This is a genomic window from Streptomyces sp. NPDC002680 (assembly GCF_042889145.1).
Lineage (GTDB): Bacteria > Actinomycetota > Actinomycetes > Streptomycetales > Streptomycetaceae > Streptomyces > Streptomyces adonidis.
On the sequence record NZ_JBIAQP010000001.1, the window covers coordinates 800,316 to 814,843 of the forward strand.

Genomic DNA, 14,528 nt, shown 5'->3' on the forward strand with positions numbered 1-14,528 from the left:
GGCCGGTGCCTCGCAACTCGCATCGCGCGGGCACCGGCCGCCCCGTCTGGATCACGGAGGTTGTGATGGCTTCGAGCACTGGCTACCGCGCCGGTAAGACCGCTCTTGTCCGTGCAGTTGCGTGGCCGGAGCTTCCCGCTTCTCCGTGTCCTGACCTTGATGACCCTTCACCCCACGGCGCGGCTTCCCGGCTCGCGTGGCTGCGGGACGTGTGGTCTCACGAGGACCTCGTCGAGGCTTTGGAACACGCCAGCCCTGTACTCGCGTCCCGGGTCCGGACCCTGTGCTCATCCGATTGTCCGGCCTCGTGGGATGTGCGCCGTGCGGTCGTTTCCGTGGCCCGTTATCTGCTGCGTGCCGAGCATCGGGCGACTCCCTTCGGCTTGTTCGCCGGTGTGACCACAGCGGCTCTCGGGCCACGAGCAGCCACGGTGTGGGGTTCGGATCATGTGGCGATCGGCCGGGCGAGCGCAGAATGGCTGGCGGCCGTCATTGAGCAACTGGAGTCGTGTCCGGAACTACTTGGGCGTCTACCGGTGGTACTGAACAACGTCGTCGCGGAACGCGGCGATCGGCTCGTTGTGCCGTACAAGCCTGACACCCACGATGGCCCGCGGCACGCTGTCGAGGCGTCCATCGGATTGTCCGCGCCGGTGCGCATGGTCCTGGATGCCGCCCGATCACCGATCCGCGCAGGCGATCTGGCCGACAAGCTGGTTTCCGAGTTCCCCCACGCAGGGCCGGAGAAGGCGCTCCGGCTCGTGCAGGATCTGATGCGGCACCAGGTGCTGATCTCCAGCCTGCACGCGCCGAGCACCGAGACCGACGCGCTGACCTACCTGCTGAGCAGCCTCGACACCGTGCACGCCGACTCCGTGGCACCGGTCGCCGCCACCATCGGCGAACTCCGTTCGGTGCAGGCCGACTTGCGCGGATGTGACTCCCGCAGTGGCCGGGCCGGCACGGCGGCGCGGATGCGGGCCCTGGTTCCAGGTGTTCGCCGCCACCCGCTCGCTCTCGATCTCCGTCTGGATGCCCAAGTCGAGCTGCCTGAGGCGGTGGCCCGCGAGATCGAGCGTGCTGCCTGGGCGCTGACCCGGGTCAGCGCCCTCCCGTACGGGACCGCCGCCTGGAAGGCGTACCAGCGACGGTTCTACGAGCGGTACGGCATCGGCACCATGGTGCCCCTCAAGGAAGTCGTCGCAGACAGCGGCACCGGTTTCCCCGATGGATACCCGGGCACATCCGCAGACGTGCGTCGCCGACGGACATCCGTACGGGACGACACCTTGGTCGGGCTGGCCCAGGCCGCCGCCCTCGACGGCCGCGACGAAGTGCTCCTCACCGAGGAACTGATCGCCGCGATGGACATCGGGCCCGAACACCCGCGAGTGCCGCCGCACCTGGAGATCGGTGTCCGCGTACACGCCGCCAGCACCGACGACTTGCAGAGCGATCGGTTTCTGGTGGAGATCGTGAGCGTGTCGCGAGGCGTCGGCGTCATCTCGGGCAGGTTCCTCAGCGTGCTGGCCCCCGAGGACCGTGCCGCCCTGAGCGCGGAACTGGCCGATCTGCCGGCGGCGGACACCGGGACCGTCCCTGTCCAGCTGTCCTTTCCCCCGCTCTTGCCCACGAGCGCCCATGTCACCCGCACCCCGCAGATCCTGCCCACCGTGATCAGCGTCCAGGAACACCGCGCCCCCGACGGAGTCGTCCTCACGCCCGACGACCTGGCGGTGGCGTGCGACGGCCGCCGCATGTACCTGGCCCTCCCCCAGCGCGGGCACCGGGTCGAAGCCGTGGGCATGCACGCGTTGAACCTCGCCACGCATACCCCGCCGCTCGTCCGATTCCTCACCGAGTTGTCCCGCGCTCAGTGCGCCCAGGTCACTCTGTTCGACTGGGGCGCGGCCACGGCCATGCCGTTCCTGCCCCGGCTGCGCTACGGGCGTATCGTGCTCGCCCCCGCGCGGTGGCGGCTGGAGCCCGCGGAACTCCCAGGCCGCGACCACCCCCAGGCCGAATGGGACGTGGCGCTCGACGACTGGCGGATCCGACGGCGGATGCCGCACCGCGTGTTCCTGACCGAGGACGACCGTCAACTGCTCCTCGACCTCGACCACGCCGGCCACCGCACCCTCCTCCGCCACCACCTGAACCGCCCCCGCCCGGCCCTCCTCATCGAAGCCCCACCGCACGGCGCTCACGACTGGTGCGGCGGCCGTGCCCATGAGGTGGTCGTACCGCTCAAAGCGACGCAACCTCCAGCATGGCCGCGCTTGCCGGCCCCCACCCCGGCCCGTGCCCTCTCACCGGCGCAGATCCAGACTCCAGGCATCTCGTCCCTGCTGCTGGCAACCCTCTACGGAGACGTACGGCGCCAGGACCTCCTCCTTGCCGATCACATCCCCGGCCTGATGGCCCAACTCGGCTCTCCGCCCTGGTGGTTCATCCGCTTCCGGGATCCCGACCAGCATCTACGAGTGCGTATCGCCCTGCCCGATTCCACCGCCTTCACCGAGACCGTCCGTACGATCAGCACCTGGGCCGACGAACTGCGCACCAAGGGGCTGCTGTCGGATCTGCGCTATCCCACCTCGTACCGCGAGATGGGCCGTTGGGGTTCCGGAGCGGCCTGGGACGCAGCCGAGGAAGTGTTCCGCGCGGACTCGCGCGCCGTCGTCGCTCAGCTTCGCCAGCCTCGGCGTCCGTACCAGCGCACGCTGGTGGCCGCACACAGCACCGCCATCGCCATCGCGTTCCTCGGCAGCACCGAGGCCGGCATGCGCTGGCTGATCGACCACATTCCCCGCACCGCACCCGCACCAGTCCCCCGCGCTCAACTGGCGGAAGCAGTACGGCTGTCCGACCCGTCCGGCGACTGGGCGGCCCTGCGCGGTGTGCCCGGAGGGCAGGCCATCGTGGAGGCGTGGGCCGACCGGCACGCAGGGCTGGTGGCCTACCGAGCCCAGGTCCCGGGCCCGGACGCCCAGGGCATCGCGGAGGACGATGTCCTCTCCTCGCTGCTACACGTCCACTTCGTCCGCCACGTCGCGGTCGACTTCCCCGAGGAAGCGGCCTGCCTGTACGTCACGCGCGCCGCCGCCACGGCGTGGATGTCCCGGAGGCCACGGTGAACGACCCCATCACGCTCAAGGTGACGGAGGCCGTCGCCGATCTGCTGGCCCGCCCTGCTGCGGAACTACCGGGGCCAGATGGCACATCCGTCCGCCAGCATCTCGCGTACGGCCCGACCGGCGTCGCGCTACTCCACATCGAGCGGGCCGCGTTCGGCCTGGGCCCGTGGCAGCGCGCCCACGACTGGCTCGGTGCAGCCGTACGTTCCCCGTTCACCAGCGGTCCCGACAGCCACCCCTTCTACGGAGTGCCCGCCCTCGCGCACGCCATGGCCTGCGCTGCCGACCACACACCCGGCGCCTACCAGCGTGCCCTGGGCCTGATCGACCGCCAACTGGCCGCAGACGTCCGCCGCCGGTTGGATGCCGCGCACCGCCGCATGGACGCCGGACAACTGCCGGAACTGGCCGAGTTCGACACGATCCGGGGCCTGACCGGATACGGAGCCTACTTCCTGCACCGCGACCCCACCGGGGACGAAGTACGCGCCATCCTCGACTACTGCGTACGCCTCACCGAACCGGTCACTCACCACGGCGAGGTCCTGCCCGGCTGGTGGACACCGACCGGCCCCTCGGGCCGACCGGACAGCCGGTTCCCGGACGGACACGGCAACACCGGTATGGCGCACGGGATCGGCGGGGCACTCGCGCTCCTGGCGCTCGCCGCCCGTCGCGGCACCCTCGTCGGTCATCACCATCAAGCCCTGCGGACGATCCTGGCCTGGCTGGACCGTTGGCAGGACGAAACGAGCAGTGGCCGCGTCTGGCCCTACTGGGTCAATCGAGCCGAACTGCGCACTGGACTCCTCGCTCCGTCCGCGCCACGGCGACCGTCATGGTGTTACGGCACCGCGGGACTGGCCCGCGCCCAGCAACTCGCTGCCCTCGCCCTCGGCGACACCGGCCGTCAGATCGAAGCCGAGAACGCGCTCGTGGCTGCCCTCACCGACTCCGCGCAGCTCAGCGCCACCACGGACAACGGCCTCTGCCACGGTTTCGCCGGCCTCGCCCACATCGCCGCCCGGACGGCCGACGACGCAGCCCCCTCGACCGCAGGTCAGCTGCGCGCGGCGATCCCCGCCCTCCTTACCGTCCTCTGTCCCCCGGGCACGGATCCGGACGATGCCGCCGCGGCGATCGTCCACGACAAGGAAGCGGGGCCCGGCCTCCTCAACGGCGCCGCCGGGATCGCCTTGGCGCTCCTGGTCCCCGCGACCGGGGCCCCGCCCCGAACTTCCTGGGACGCCTGCCTGCTCATCGCTTGACCCACCCACCGAAGGACCACCGCCGTGCACCCGGACCCCTGGCACCAGCACAACATCACCTTCACCGATCGCGAGACCGGCAAGCGCGCCGTCGCCGAACGCCTCGGCCCCATCCTGTGCGCGGCCGAGGAAGACGGTCAGCTCACCGACTGGTGGTTCATGGACAAGCAGCCCTGGCGGCTGCGATACCGCGCCCCCGAACCGTCCCCGCTCGTCGAGTTGCTGCTGAACGACCTCGTCAACGACGGCACGGCGACGGCGTTCGTACGTGAACTCTACGAACCGGAGACCGACTCCTTCGGCGGTCCACAGGCCATGGACACCGCCCACGACCTGTTCCATCACGACAGCCGTCATCTGCTGAGCTACCAGCCCGGCCCTGGTCGGCTGGGCCGCCGGGAGACCGTCGTACTCCTCATCAGCACACTGATGCGGGCCGCCAGGCTCGACTGGTTCGAGCAAGGGGACGTATGGGCGAAAGCCTGCGTGTTCCGCCCGGCCGCCCAACCGGCTGCTCCTAAACGGGCCACCGTTCTGACTGCGGCGATGCAGAAGCTGATGACGGCCGATGCCCACAGTCTGTGCCTTCCTGGAGGACCGCTCGAAGGGCAAGCCGATTGGGTCGCCGCCTTCGAGGAGGCCGGGACAACCCTTGCCGGGCTTGCCGTCTGCGGGCGTCTTACGCGCGGTCTGCGAGCCGTCGTCGCACACCACCTGATCTTCCACGCCAACCGCGCAGGTCTCCCGTCCGGAGACCAGAGCGCCATGTTCACCATCGCAAGAGAGGCAGTCATGGGATCGAGTGACAACACCGCGTCGCCCGCCGCGGCCACGTCCGAAGCCACTAGCGTCGAGGAGGTGAACACCGCCACGATCACCACCTCCGACGCCGAGGCCACCCGGCTCCGCAACGCCCTGGTCGACCAGGTGCGCGCAACTGGAAACGCGCGCGTCGCCGCCGTTGAATCCGCGCTGCGTACCGTCCCTCGGCACCGGTTCGTGCCCAACGCCTCTCTCGAAGACGCCTACGCCGACGCGCCGGTCAACATCAAGTACGACACCGACGGCACGACGATCTCCTGCGCCTCCCAACCCGGAGTCGTCGCGCTCATGCTCGACCAGCTGGAAGCCCAGCCCGGCGAGCGCGTTCTCGAACTCGGCGCCAGCACCGGCTACAACGCGGGCCTGCTCGCCCACCTGGTCGGCGAGAGCGGTCACGTCACCACCATCGACGTGGACGACGACCTCGTGGAAGGAGCCCGCGCGCACCTCGACGCGGCCGGGTTCACCAACGTTCGGGCCCTGACCCGTGACGGCGCCGTCGGCCACGCCGAGGGCGCGCCGTACGACCGGATCATCGCCACCGTCGGCGCACACGGAGTCCCGCACGCCTGGATGCAGCAACTCGCCCCCGGCGGACGGCTCGTCGTGCCCCAGCGACTCAAAGGCAGCGTGTCCCGGTCCATCGCCTACGAACAGCGCGATGGACGCTGGACGAGCGTCAGCAGCAAGATGAACACCTTCATGCCGCTGCGCCAGGGAATCGCCGACGACGACCGCCGGGTCATCCCCCTCAGCGCGGACGGCGCCGTAAGCCTCCAGGCCCCTGCCGGACAGCACTTCGACGCCGACGCGCTGGTCGGCGTGCTGGAGCAGCCGCGCACCGAGGAATGGACCGGGATGACGGTCCGGGCCATGGAGTCACCCGAGTGGATGGAGCTGTTCGTCTCCTGCTCCCTGCCCAGCGGCCTGATCAGGATGCTGTTCCCGAAGGAAGCGAAGGGGACTGTCCTCACCGAGGACCCCTACCCCTCTTCCACCGCGGCCGTCGACCAAGGCGCCATCACCTACCTCGCCCGCCGCCTGTCGGACACGAAGACCCCCGAAGGCGGCAAGCTCTGGGAGTTCGGCGTCATCGGCCACGGCCCCGGCAGCGACAAGCTGGCCGCGAAGGTCGCTGACGCGATCCGCGCCTGGGATCGCGAGTACCGCGATCGCGAGGCCACCTTCGAGATCCACCCCCTCGACGCCCCGGTGGCCGAGCAGCGCCCCGGGCTCTTCGCCCTCGACACCCCGCTCAACCGCATCGTCGTCGACTGGCGGTGACAACGCCCCATACAGACAAGCGCCACTGAACGCGGGGCGGTACCCGTCGGCCACTCCGACCGGTACCGCCCCGCGCGTTCATCCACCATCGTGCCAACGTCGCCCGGAGAGACCATGGATCCGAACGGCCCGATAGCAAGGCGTTTTCCACTGATTGCCCGATTCCGCCCAGCCTGCCTGCCACTGCCCGACCGCGTGCGCTCCCTCACCGAGTTGGCAGCCAGAGCCGCTGAAGAGAGCGACCAGGGATTGGCCTCCACCGTTTTCAACCAGACGGCGCTCGTCGCTTCCGATCTCGGCCTTCCGGATCTCGCCCGATCGATCTGCCACCGGCACGCCGCCGCCTACATGCGTGCCTGCCCTCTACCCGCCATGAGCGCCATTCGCGGGCTGGAGCCCCTAGTCAACCTCGCCCGCTTGCAGATCCGCGCCAGCCAAACCGACGACGGGCTCCAGCGACTACTGGACCTGTACGGGGCCGTCGGGGCCGCCACCGCTGTGTCCTTCGAAGGCATCACCGTTCCAGCCGACGTCACTGCCACCGCTGACGACCGGCAAGGGGTGCGGGCTTGGCTGTGGCGCGTGCTCCTCGCTGACGGCACACGGACCCTCACCGCCACGGGGCGATGGGACGAGGCCCTGGCTCATGTCGAACGGCACCGGGGCGTGGGCACCAGGATGCTGGACGGCCGCCAGGTCGCCGTCATCGCAGCTCTCACCGCCGGCCAGACCAGCCGCGCTGACGAACTGCTCTCCGATACGGCACCGGGTGAGCCATGGGAGCAGGCTGTCACCGCGTGCCTGACGGCTCTGTGCCGCCGCGACACGCAGCAACAAGCCAGCGACTCGGTGACGTGTTTGACGAACACCTACCTGAACTACGACGGGAAGGCAGGTACGACTGTCTTCGACGTCCGACTCGGTCTCACGGTCCTGGACGTGGTCGGATCAGCTCAACTCCCTGAAGCCCGTCTCCTCGCTGACGACATCGTTCGGCGGACGACAGAGGCACGCAACGGATACGCGGCCCGCGAGGTGCTGACCCACCCGCTGTTCGACGTACTCGGGAGGGACGCACAACGGCAGGATTGCGAGGACCTACTCCGGAGCTGCGCTCTCGGCTCGGGCGCACTTCCGGACGCGCTACACCGCGACCTCGCGACCGTTCTGGATACTGGCGAGACGGTACTCAGCCGCTCGCTGACAGCGAAGGAGCTCGGCAGTCCAACGCCGTGAGGCCGACCAAGGGGGCAGCGACCTCTCGCAGGTTGTCGCACAGGCGTACACCACCTGGCGGGTAAGGCTCTGGCACCGGAAACCAAGCACTTCAGCTTCACGCAGCACGTTCAGTCGACGCCGGGCGAGGAAGCGCAGCCAGTCCCATGGCCCGCTCGATCGTGATCTCGATGACCACGCGCTCGGGGTCCGGGGCCAGCGTCCGTCCGTACCGGTGCGCGTAGCGCGCCACGCCATCGTGAACGGCAGCGGCGTCGGAGAGCACCTTCGCCACACCTTCCAATGTGGCCCAGCGTCCTCCGTCGACCTGGCAGACAGCCACACGGGCTTCACCTCGGGCCGCCTCAATGTTGGCGACCTTCCTGCTTGATTTGCGTGTGATAACTCGGGCTATCCCGGCGTCAATGTCAACCGTCACTCCGACGGGCACCACGTGCGTACTTCCATCGGGCCGCAAGGTAGTCAGCGCACACAGATGGTACTCACTCCAGAACACAGAGCTATTAGGTGCTTGGCTGAATTTATCGGTCGGCACGACCTGGAGCGTAGCGCGGGACGGCGCACCGATCAGCGAGGGAGCGACCATCCCCGCAGCGACAATCCCTGAAATTACAGGGCGTCAGATGCCCCATACGCACACCAAAGCATCGACAGATATCTCGAAACCATAACGGAAGTGCACGTCAAACATGGAGGTGGGACCAAAATGACCACAAATGAATCAACAGCTCAGAGCCATGATCCAAATCAAGATTTGGGCGAATTAATAGTTTTCACTCCGATTTCCCGACGTCCTCCACCGATCTTCGCTGTGTCGATTTCCAGCCTTGATCTCATACGAGCCTCACGTAAGGTCCCAGACGGTTCCTGAGCTTCACCGATGAACGTCGGCCGGGCGGATTACTTGTTCGCGCTAGCGACCTCATACGTCCGGATGACCTCGATCGTGTGCTCGCGCCTCAATCGCCGAGGCCGACGCACACCCTTCGGACGGTGCCGGTCTCGGCGTTCGTGATCACGGCCATGGGTGACGTCCGGGAGCCCGAACATCGTTTGCCTGTGGTGGCTGCCGTCCGGCTCCGTGCGCGAGCCTCGGTCGGCGGAATGAAGGGAATCTCTCAATGTCTCCGGAAGAACGTCATCGTGGTGCTCCGGAATCCACGGTGCCCGCGCAGGACCGCGCCCGCAGCCAGCCGCGGCTGGGAAGGTGGCGTACGGCGGAGAGACGGCCCGGGGAACGCGACCTCCGCCGTCGGCTGCGGCAGGAGCTGCGCGACCTCGGTGTCCGTCCTCCTTTGGACGTGGAAGAACTAGTCCGGGCTCTGAGCGAGAGGCGCGAACGCCCGATCCTCCTTCGCCCCTTCCCTTTGGAGAAGCCGGGGCCCTCGGGGTTGTGGGTCGATACGCCGGAGATGGACATGGTCCTCTACCAGCAGGAGACGACTCAGACGCACCAGCAGCAGATCATCCTCCACGAAATCCTGCACATCCTCGTCGCCGAGTGGGAGGAGGACCACGCGGAGCAGCCGGGGCAGGAGTCCCCCGACGACTTCATCGAGGGCTGGGCGGCCCTCATCCCCGTACTGGATCCCAAGCTGATCCGGCGGGTTGCCCGCCGCTGCTCGTACGAGGACGCGGAGGAGTGCTCGGTAGAACTCGCGGCCACCATCATCCTGGAGTGGTCCTCGGTGCTCGACGAGCTCCCGCCGCTGTCGGACGACCCGGAAGTACGCCGGGTCCAGTCCGCGCTGGGCGACCGGCGAGGGTGGGTGTAGGTCATGGCGACGTACCTGCTGCTGGTCATTGCCGCCGCCGTCGCGTGGCGGCTCTACCTGTGGTCGCGTGCCCCGCACGATGCGCCCACCCGCTCGGTGGCTCTCGCCCTGCTGAGCATGGGGCTGTCGTATCCGGTGGCCATGCCGGGAGGCACCCACGGCATCGAGACCCTGGCCGGGCACGGCATGGCCAGGCTCGTCCAGAACCTGCTGTTGCTGGTGGCGCTCTACTTCCTGATGTGCTTCTACCTGTATTCGGCCGACGGACCAACCGCACGGCGCCGTGCCCGGCGGGAGGGCGCCGTCATGGCCCTGGTGGCGGCGGTGATCACCGTAGCGGCCGTGAGCGTGCCGGAGCAGGAACTCGGTGAGCCGTACGCCACCGTGGACATGACGCTCACTCAGATCTTCGTCTTCTACACCGTCGCGGGCCTGTACATGATGTACGCGGTGGGCGCCGCCGGATGGTGGTCCGCCCGCTACGCGTGCATGTCCCGCCGCCCGTACGCCACGGGCTTGTGGATGACCGCGTTCGGCCTGGGCACGATGTCCGTGGCCTGCGCGATCCGGGCGGTCTTCGTCATCGTCCGGTGGAGCGGTGGCTCTGTGCCGCACCCGGTCAACAGCGGTGTGGCGTTCTTGCTGGTGGTGTCGAGTCTGCTCTTCGCCGCAGGCGTCACGTATTCGGTGGCCCGAGCCCGGATCACCGCCACGCGGCTGTGGCTGCGGCGGCGCCGGGACCACCGCCGACTGGCCGCGCTGTGGCACCTCCTGATCGAGGTCTTTCCGCAGAACGAACTGCGTCCCGCTTCGTTGGGTTTCTGGGACCGGTGGAGGGCGCGTGGTGTGCATCGCCGGTATCACCGACGGATAGTGGAGTGCCGGGACGGACTGGTCGACATCAGCCCCTACGTGGTGGGCGGGGAGGACGGCATGGGTCTGCTGGATCTTGAGCCTGCTCAGCTGGCCCAGCGTCTGCTGGCCGCCACCGACATGGTCAAGAACGATGTTCCGGCACCTGGGCAGGCGGTCGCCCTGGCCATGTCGAAGGGGGACGGCCGGGACGATGACGTCCGTCAGCTGATCGCCGTGTCGGACGCGCTCCGGCTGACCGCGTGACCGCGCACGAACGAGGAGACGACTTGCTGATCACCGCCGGCCGGGTCCTGACCGGTTCCGGAACATACCTGGAGGACGGCGCCATCTTGGTCGTGGACTCCACGATCAGCGCGGTCGGCCCCCGCGCACACCTCGCCGATCTCGCGGACGGAACGCATCTCGATTTTCCCGACGCGACGGTCGTGCCCGGGCTCATCGACGCCCACGTCCATCTGGTGTTCGACGGTGGCAGCGATCCGGTGGCCTCGCTCGGCGCTGCGGACGACGAGCAGTTGCTGACGGACATGCGCCGACGCGCGGACGAGCTCGTCTCCAGCGGGGTGACGACTGTCCGGGACCTGGGCGACCGAAACCATCTGGCGCTGCGGCTGGATGAGGAGATCGGCCGCCGCAGCACGCCCGGGCCTCGGATCGTGTCCGCGGGCATCCCGTTGACCACGCCCGGAGGCCACTGCCACTTCCTCGGCGGCGAGGTGTCCGGCGAGGCCGCGGTCCGTGATCTGGTGCGACGCAATCTGGCGGAGGGTGCCGGCGTGATCAAGGTCATGGCGTCCGGGGGCGGCCTGACCAAGAACGGTCCGAAGAGCTGGCAGAGCCAGTTCTCCGCGAACGAGCTACGAGCCCTGGTGGACGAGGCGCACCAGGCCGGCGTACCGGTGGCCGCGCACGCCCATGGGGCGGACGGCATCGCCGCGGTCGTGGACGCCGGCGTGGACACCATCGAGCACTGTACGTGGATGACGGAGGACGGCTTCGGCCTGCGCCGGGACGTCCTGAAGAAGATCATCGAGCAGGGTGTGGTTGTGTGTCCGGCCGTGAGCCCGCACTGGCAGATGGTGCCGCGTTTCTTCGGCGAGGAGCGGGCGAAGGTTCTTTTCGGGCAGGTCCGGGAGATGGCCGAGTCCGGCGTCAGGCTCATCGCCGGGACAGACGCCGGAGTGCAGCGGACCGGTTTCGACGGGTCGCTCGTCGGGGCCCTCTCGTTCTACGCGCACCTGGGCATTCCGAACGACCAGATCGTCGACATGGCCACCGTCCATGCGGCCGACGCTCTCGGACTCGGAGAATCGACCGGTCGCATCGCGTCCGGGTTCCGCGCGGACCTCCTCGTCGTCGGCGGAGACCCGCTGGCCGACCTTGACGCCCTCAAGAAAATCCACGCGGTGATCACCGCAGGACGAGTACACCAGCCGGGCCCGCGGGCCGAGCAGCCATAGCCCTTCGCTGGCTCACACCGTACGGGCCGCGGGCCGGGCCATGTCGAGTCGGCTCCCACACGGCGGACTGCCCCGTCGCATGGGAGCCGGCGGAACCCTCGGCTGTGCGACTGCTCTACCAGGCGGGACGTCCAGCCTCCTCGAAGCTCTACGTCAGCGTCGGCCGCCAATGCGCACGGCCCGGCCGGATTCCAGTGCAAGTACCGGGGATGCGGCCACTGTGGTGCTGTCGGACGTTACGGCCAGGGTGAGTCCACCTGAGCGGAGGGCGTCCTGCACCCGGCGCGGGATCGCGTCCGCGCCCGGCCGTTCCTCAGGAGCCACCGTGACCTTGAGGATCACCTCCCCGTCGACGAGCCGCGTCTCGACCTCGGGGAGATGGGGCAGCCCCGGTCGGTCTCCGAGCTGGCTCACTCTCCCGCTCCTGAGGGCCTCACGCACGTCGGAGAGCAGGGAGTTGCTGTCGGTAGTGATCATTGATGATTCCATTCCATGACCGTATCGACTTCCGTCGGTGCTCTGAGCGTCGTTCCGTCGATGCCCCCAAGGGCGGAAGGGCGGGCGATGCCGTGGAACCACCGCCAGCCAACGTCGAGGGGCGCACCCGGCCGGACGCGGTTCGGCGGGGTCTGATGTCAGATCTGGCGTGTCTCGCGCTGACCTGCACGTTGTCCTGCTTCCGTGTGGGAAAACACAGACGACAGGGCGGAAGTCCATGGCGAAAGAACTGACTGCCACGCTGCACACATCGCTGGGGCAGATTGCCGTGAGGCTGTTTCCGCAGTACGCGCCACTGACGGTCAAGAGCTTTACCGGCCTCGCCGAGGGAACCTGGACGTGGCTCGACCCGCGAACGGGTGCCCTGGGCTTCGGGCCGCTCTACAACGGAACGATCTTCCACCGCGTGATCGACGGCCTCATGATCCAGGGCGGTGATCCACAAGCTGACGGAACCGGAGACCCAGGCTGGGCGTTTCCGGATGAATTCCACCCCGCTCTGAACTTCGACCGCCCTTACATGGTGGCGATGACAACCTCAAGCCCGGACACCGTCGGCTCGCAATTCTTCATCACCGTCAGACCGGCTCCACACCTCAACAACCGCCACACGATCATCGGCGAAGTGGTCCAAGGACAAGAAGTCGTCGACGCCATCGCCGTGGTCCCTACCGACCGCCGTGGCCGCCCGATCACCGATGTCATCGTCCACACCGTCCAAATCCACCGGCCCCGAACCTGAGTCCGTTGGATCGTACGCTCCGGTCCGGGTCTGGTCCCCAGCAGGCTCCTCGCAAAGCCGCTGCGGCCGCATTGGGGCCGGACGGGACACGGGAACGTCCGCCAGATCGCACCCAGTCATGCCGGTCCCCCGCGAAGACCGCAGAGTCCTCCGGGTGATTCGAGCCGACAGAAAGGGAGCAGTAGCCGTCCCACCAGACCGCAGCCCACAAGCTGCGGGCGGGACTATGTGCCCGAGCCTGCTTCCTTCTCCTTCTTCTCCTTCATCTCCGCCACCAGGTCGTTGACGAACGCCATCGCCAGGGGCGGCAGGCCCTCCGCGCCCAGACCACGGGCCCTCACCCGGCCCACAGTCCCCGCCTTCGCGGCGGCAAGCAACTGGAGACCCTCGTAGACCTGGGCCGCCACGGCTTCGTCTGACTTGAAGTACATCTCCGACACACCGACCACGGCGGCCAGCGCGTCCAGGACGCCCGGGGACGGCGTCCCCTCGGCACCGGTACGCAGGTCCTCGAAGTCCTGTTCGGTCAAAACGTCCACCCCGAGACGGGCGTTCACCTCGGCCGCCATCTCGGCATCCGACGGCGGCCCCTGCGGACCGGGGTAGGAATGCTGCAGGATCATGGTGATCTTGCCAGCGAGAGATGTCGGCGGCCCATTGCCGTCCGCAGAGGCGACTGCCAGACGCTCCGGCTCCCCCGCCATGCCGTTCCTTCTCGCCTCCGCGGCGGCCATGGATCGGTCTTCGGCGCGGCGCAGCTCCGTTTCGCTGACGCCGTACCTCGCAGCCAGAGCGGTGACGTACTTGTCCTTGAGCCGGCGATCCCCGCGCTCGGCCCCCTTGACCGGGCCCGTGCTTTTGGTCCCGATCACCTCGGCCGTCTCGTACTGGTAGAGGCTGGCATCGCAGCGGAGATCAGCCAAATCGGGCAGGCCGACACGCGGAAACAGGTCGTCCAGGTCGCCCCGGAGCGCCGTCGCGTACGCGGGCAGCTTCTCCGGATCGGGCGAGGCGTGGCCGGCCTCCCAGTTCGCCACCGCCGAGTCGGACACGCCCACCCCTGCCGCCACTTCACTCTGGGAGATCTCAGCAGCTCGCCGCTGCCTGCGAGCGCGGTCTCGGTCGAAGTGACGGGCAGGCATCAGACCTCACTTTTTCTCCAAGTTGAAGTAAATGCATCTTGTTGACTTTTTCTTCGGCCGGGAATAGCTTCAGCGTAGCGAAAACGGAGCGCCTTTGCATGCCGCTGGCCCTCAGGATTCGGCCTCCCCGCCAGCTCTCCGGGCGACGGTGAGGCTCCGTGCCTCGCGCGAGAGGTCTCCCCTTCTCTGTGCGACAGCGCGGCGTGTTCCACCGCGTACCCGTGGCACAGCAGTGTGTCCCTCTCCGCGGCGGGCATCCCGTCTCTCTCCCCCGTCAGGAAGTCCGCG

At 68.4% G+C, this 14,528-nt stretch carries 11 protein-coding genes; 8 read left to right on the forward strand and 3 right to left on the reverse strand.

Features of this window, described 5'->3' with window-relative positions; all coding sequences use genetic code 11:
- Positions 1–65 precede the first annotated feature (65 nt).
- The 4 genes from ACFYXF_RS03570 to ACFYXF_RS03585 all read left to right on the forward strand — a co-directional run bounded on the left by ACFYXF_RS03570 (position 66) and on the right by ACFYXF_RS03585 (position 7,747).
- Complete coding sequence (locus tag ACFYXF_RS03570; protein WP_389347723.1) at positions 66–3,137, forward strand: lantibiotic dehydratase; 3,072 nt, start codon at positions 66–68, stop codon at positions 3,135–3,137.
- A complete protein-coding gene (locus ACFYXF_RS03575) occupies positions 3,134–4,405 on the forward strand; it encodes a lanthionine synthetase C family protein (protein ID WP_389347725.1) in 1,272 nt (423 codons plus the stop codon). The genes ACFYXF_RS03570 and ACFYXF_RS03575 overlap by 4 nt, the downstream gene beginning before the upstream one ends.
- Before the next feature lie 24 nt (positions 4,406–4,429).
- Positions 4,430–6,511, forward strand: a complete 2,082-nt coding sequence (gene fxlM, locus ACFYXF_RS03580; RefSeq protein ID WP_389347727.1) for a methyltransferase, FxLD system — start codon at positions 4,430–4,432, stop codon at positions 6,509–6,511.
- A 114-nt stretch (positions 6,512–6,625) separates the two neighbouring features.
- The gene (locus ACFYXF_RS03585; protein ID WP_389347729.1) at positions 6,626–7,747 is read left to right on the forward strand and encodes a hypothetical protein; all 1,122 of its coding nucleotides are present in this window, start codon (positions 6,626–6,628) and stop codon (positions 7,745–7,747) included.
- 97 nt (positions 7,748–7,844) lie between these two features.
- Here the strand turns inward: ACFYXF_RS03585 and ACFYXF_RS03590 are convergent, their stop codons facing one another.
- A complete protein-coding gene (locus ACFYXF_RS03590; RefSeq protein ID WP_389347731.1) occupies positions 7,845–8,333 on the reverse strand; it encodes a pyridoxamine 5'-phosphate oxidase family protein in 489 nt (162 codons plus the stop codon).
- Between the two features lie 826 nt (positions 8,334–9,159).
- Here ACFYXF_RS03590 and ACFYXF_RS03595 point away from each other — a divergent pair.
- The 3 genes from ACFYXF_RS03595 to ACFYXF_RS03605 are packed head-to-tail and all read left to right on the forward strand — an operon-like array spanning position 9,160 to position 11,858.
- Entirely contained in the window at positions 9,160–9,522 is a 363-nt protein-coding gene (locus ACFYXF_RS03595) for a hypothetical protein (RefSeq protein ID WP_389347734.1), read from the forward strand.
- 3 nt (positions 9,523–9,525) lie between these two features.
- Positions 9,526–10,641 carry an MAB_1171c family putative transporter gene (locus ACFYXF_RS03600; RefSeq protein ID WP_389347736.1) on the forward strand — a complete coding sequence of 372 codons (1,116 nt, stop codon included), beginning with the start codon at positions 9,526–9,528 and terminating at the stop codon, positions 10,639–10,641.
- 23 nt (positions 10,642–10,664) lie between these two features.
- The gene (locus ACFYXF_RS03605; protein ID WP_389347738.1) at positions 10,665–11,858 is read left to right on the forward strand and encodes an amidohydrolase family protein; all 1,194 of its coding nucleotides are present in this window, start codon (positions 10,665–10,667) and stop codon (positions 11,856–11,858) included.
- Between the two features lie 153 nt (positions 11,859–12,011).
- On the opposite strand, the gene ACFYXF_RS03610 is transcribed toward ACFYXF_RS03605, so the two are convergent.
- Positions 12,012–12,335 carry a hypothetical protein gene (locus ACFYXF_RS03610; RefSeq protein ID WP_389347741.1) on the reverse strand — a complete coding sequence of 108 codons (324 nt, stop codon included), beginning with the start codon at positions 12,333–12,335 and terminating at the stop codon, positions 12,012–12,014.
- 238 nt (positions 12,336–12,573) lie between these two features.
- On the opposite strand from ACFYXF_RS03610, the gene ACFYXF_RS03615 reads away from it, so the two are divergent.
- Positions 12,574–13,098: a peptidylprolyl isomerase gene (locus ACFYXF_RS03615; protein ID WP_389347743.1), complete on the forward strand. Its 525-nt coding sequence runs from the start codon at positions 12,574–12,576 to the stop codon at positions 13,096–13,098.
- A 224-nt stretch (positions 13,099–13,322) separates the two neighbouring features.
- Here ACFYXF_RS03615 and ACFYXF_RS03620 read toward each other — a convergent pair whose 3' ends face one another.
- A complete protein-coding gene (locus ACFYXF_RS03620) occupies positions 13,323–14,240 on the reverse strand; it encodes a helix-turn-helix domain-containing protein (RefSeq protein WP_389347745.1) in 918 nt (305 codons plus the stop codon).
- Between the last annotated feature and the right edge of the window lie 288 nt (positions 14,241–14,528).

Excerpts from the sequence above, each read along its gene's own strand:
- ACFYXF_RS03620 (WP_389347745.1), bottom strand. The coding sequence starts at position 14,240 with ATGCCTGCCCGTCACTTCGACCGAGACCGCGCTCGCAGGCAGCGGCGA.
- ACFYXF_RS03610 (WP_389347741.1), bottom strand. The coding sequence starts at position 12,335 with ATGATCACTACCGACAGCAACTCCCTGCTCTCCGACGTGCGTGAGGCC.
- ACFYXF_RS03590 (WP_389347731.1), bottom strand. The coding sequence starts at position 8,333 with ATGGTCGCTCCCTCGCTGATCGGTGCGCCGTCCCGCGCTACGCTCCAG.
- ACFYXF_RS03585 (WP_389347729.1), top strand. The coding sequence starts at position 6,626 with ATGGATCCGAACGGCCCGATAGCAAGGCGTTTTCCACTGATTGCCCGA.
- ACFYXF_RS03570 (WP_389347723.1), top strand. The coding sequence starts at position 66 with ATGGCTTCGAGCACTGGCTACCGCGCCGGTAAGACCGCTCTTGTCCGT.
- ACFYXF_RS03615 (WP_389347743.1), top strand. The coding sequence starts at position 12,574 with ATGGCGAAAGAACTGACTGCCACGCTGCACACATCGCTGGGGCAGATT.
- ACFYXF_RS03595 (WP_389347734.1), top strand. The coding sequence starts at position 9,160 with ATGGACATGGTCCTCTACCAGCAGGAGACGACTCAGACGCACCAGCAG.
- ACFYXF_RS03600 (WP_389347736.1), top strand. The coding sequence starts at position 9,526 with ATGGCGACGTACCTGCTGCTGGTCATTGCCGCCGCCGTCGCGTGGCGG.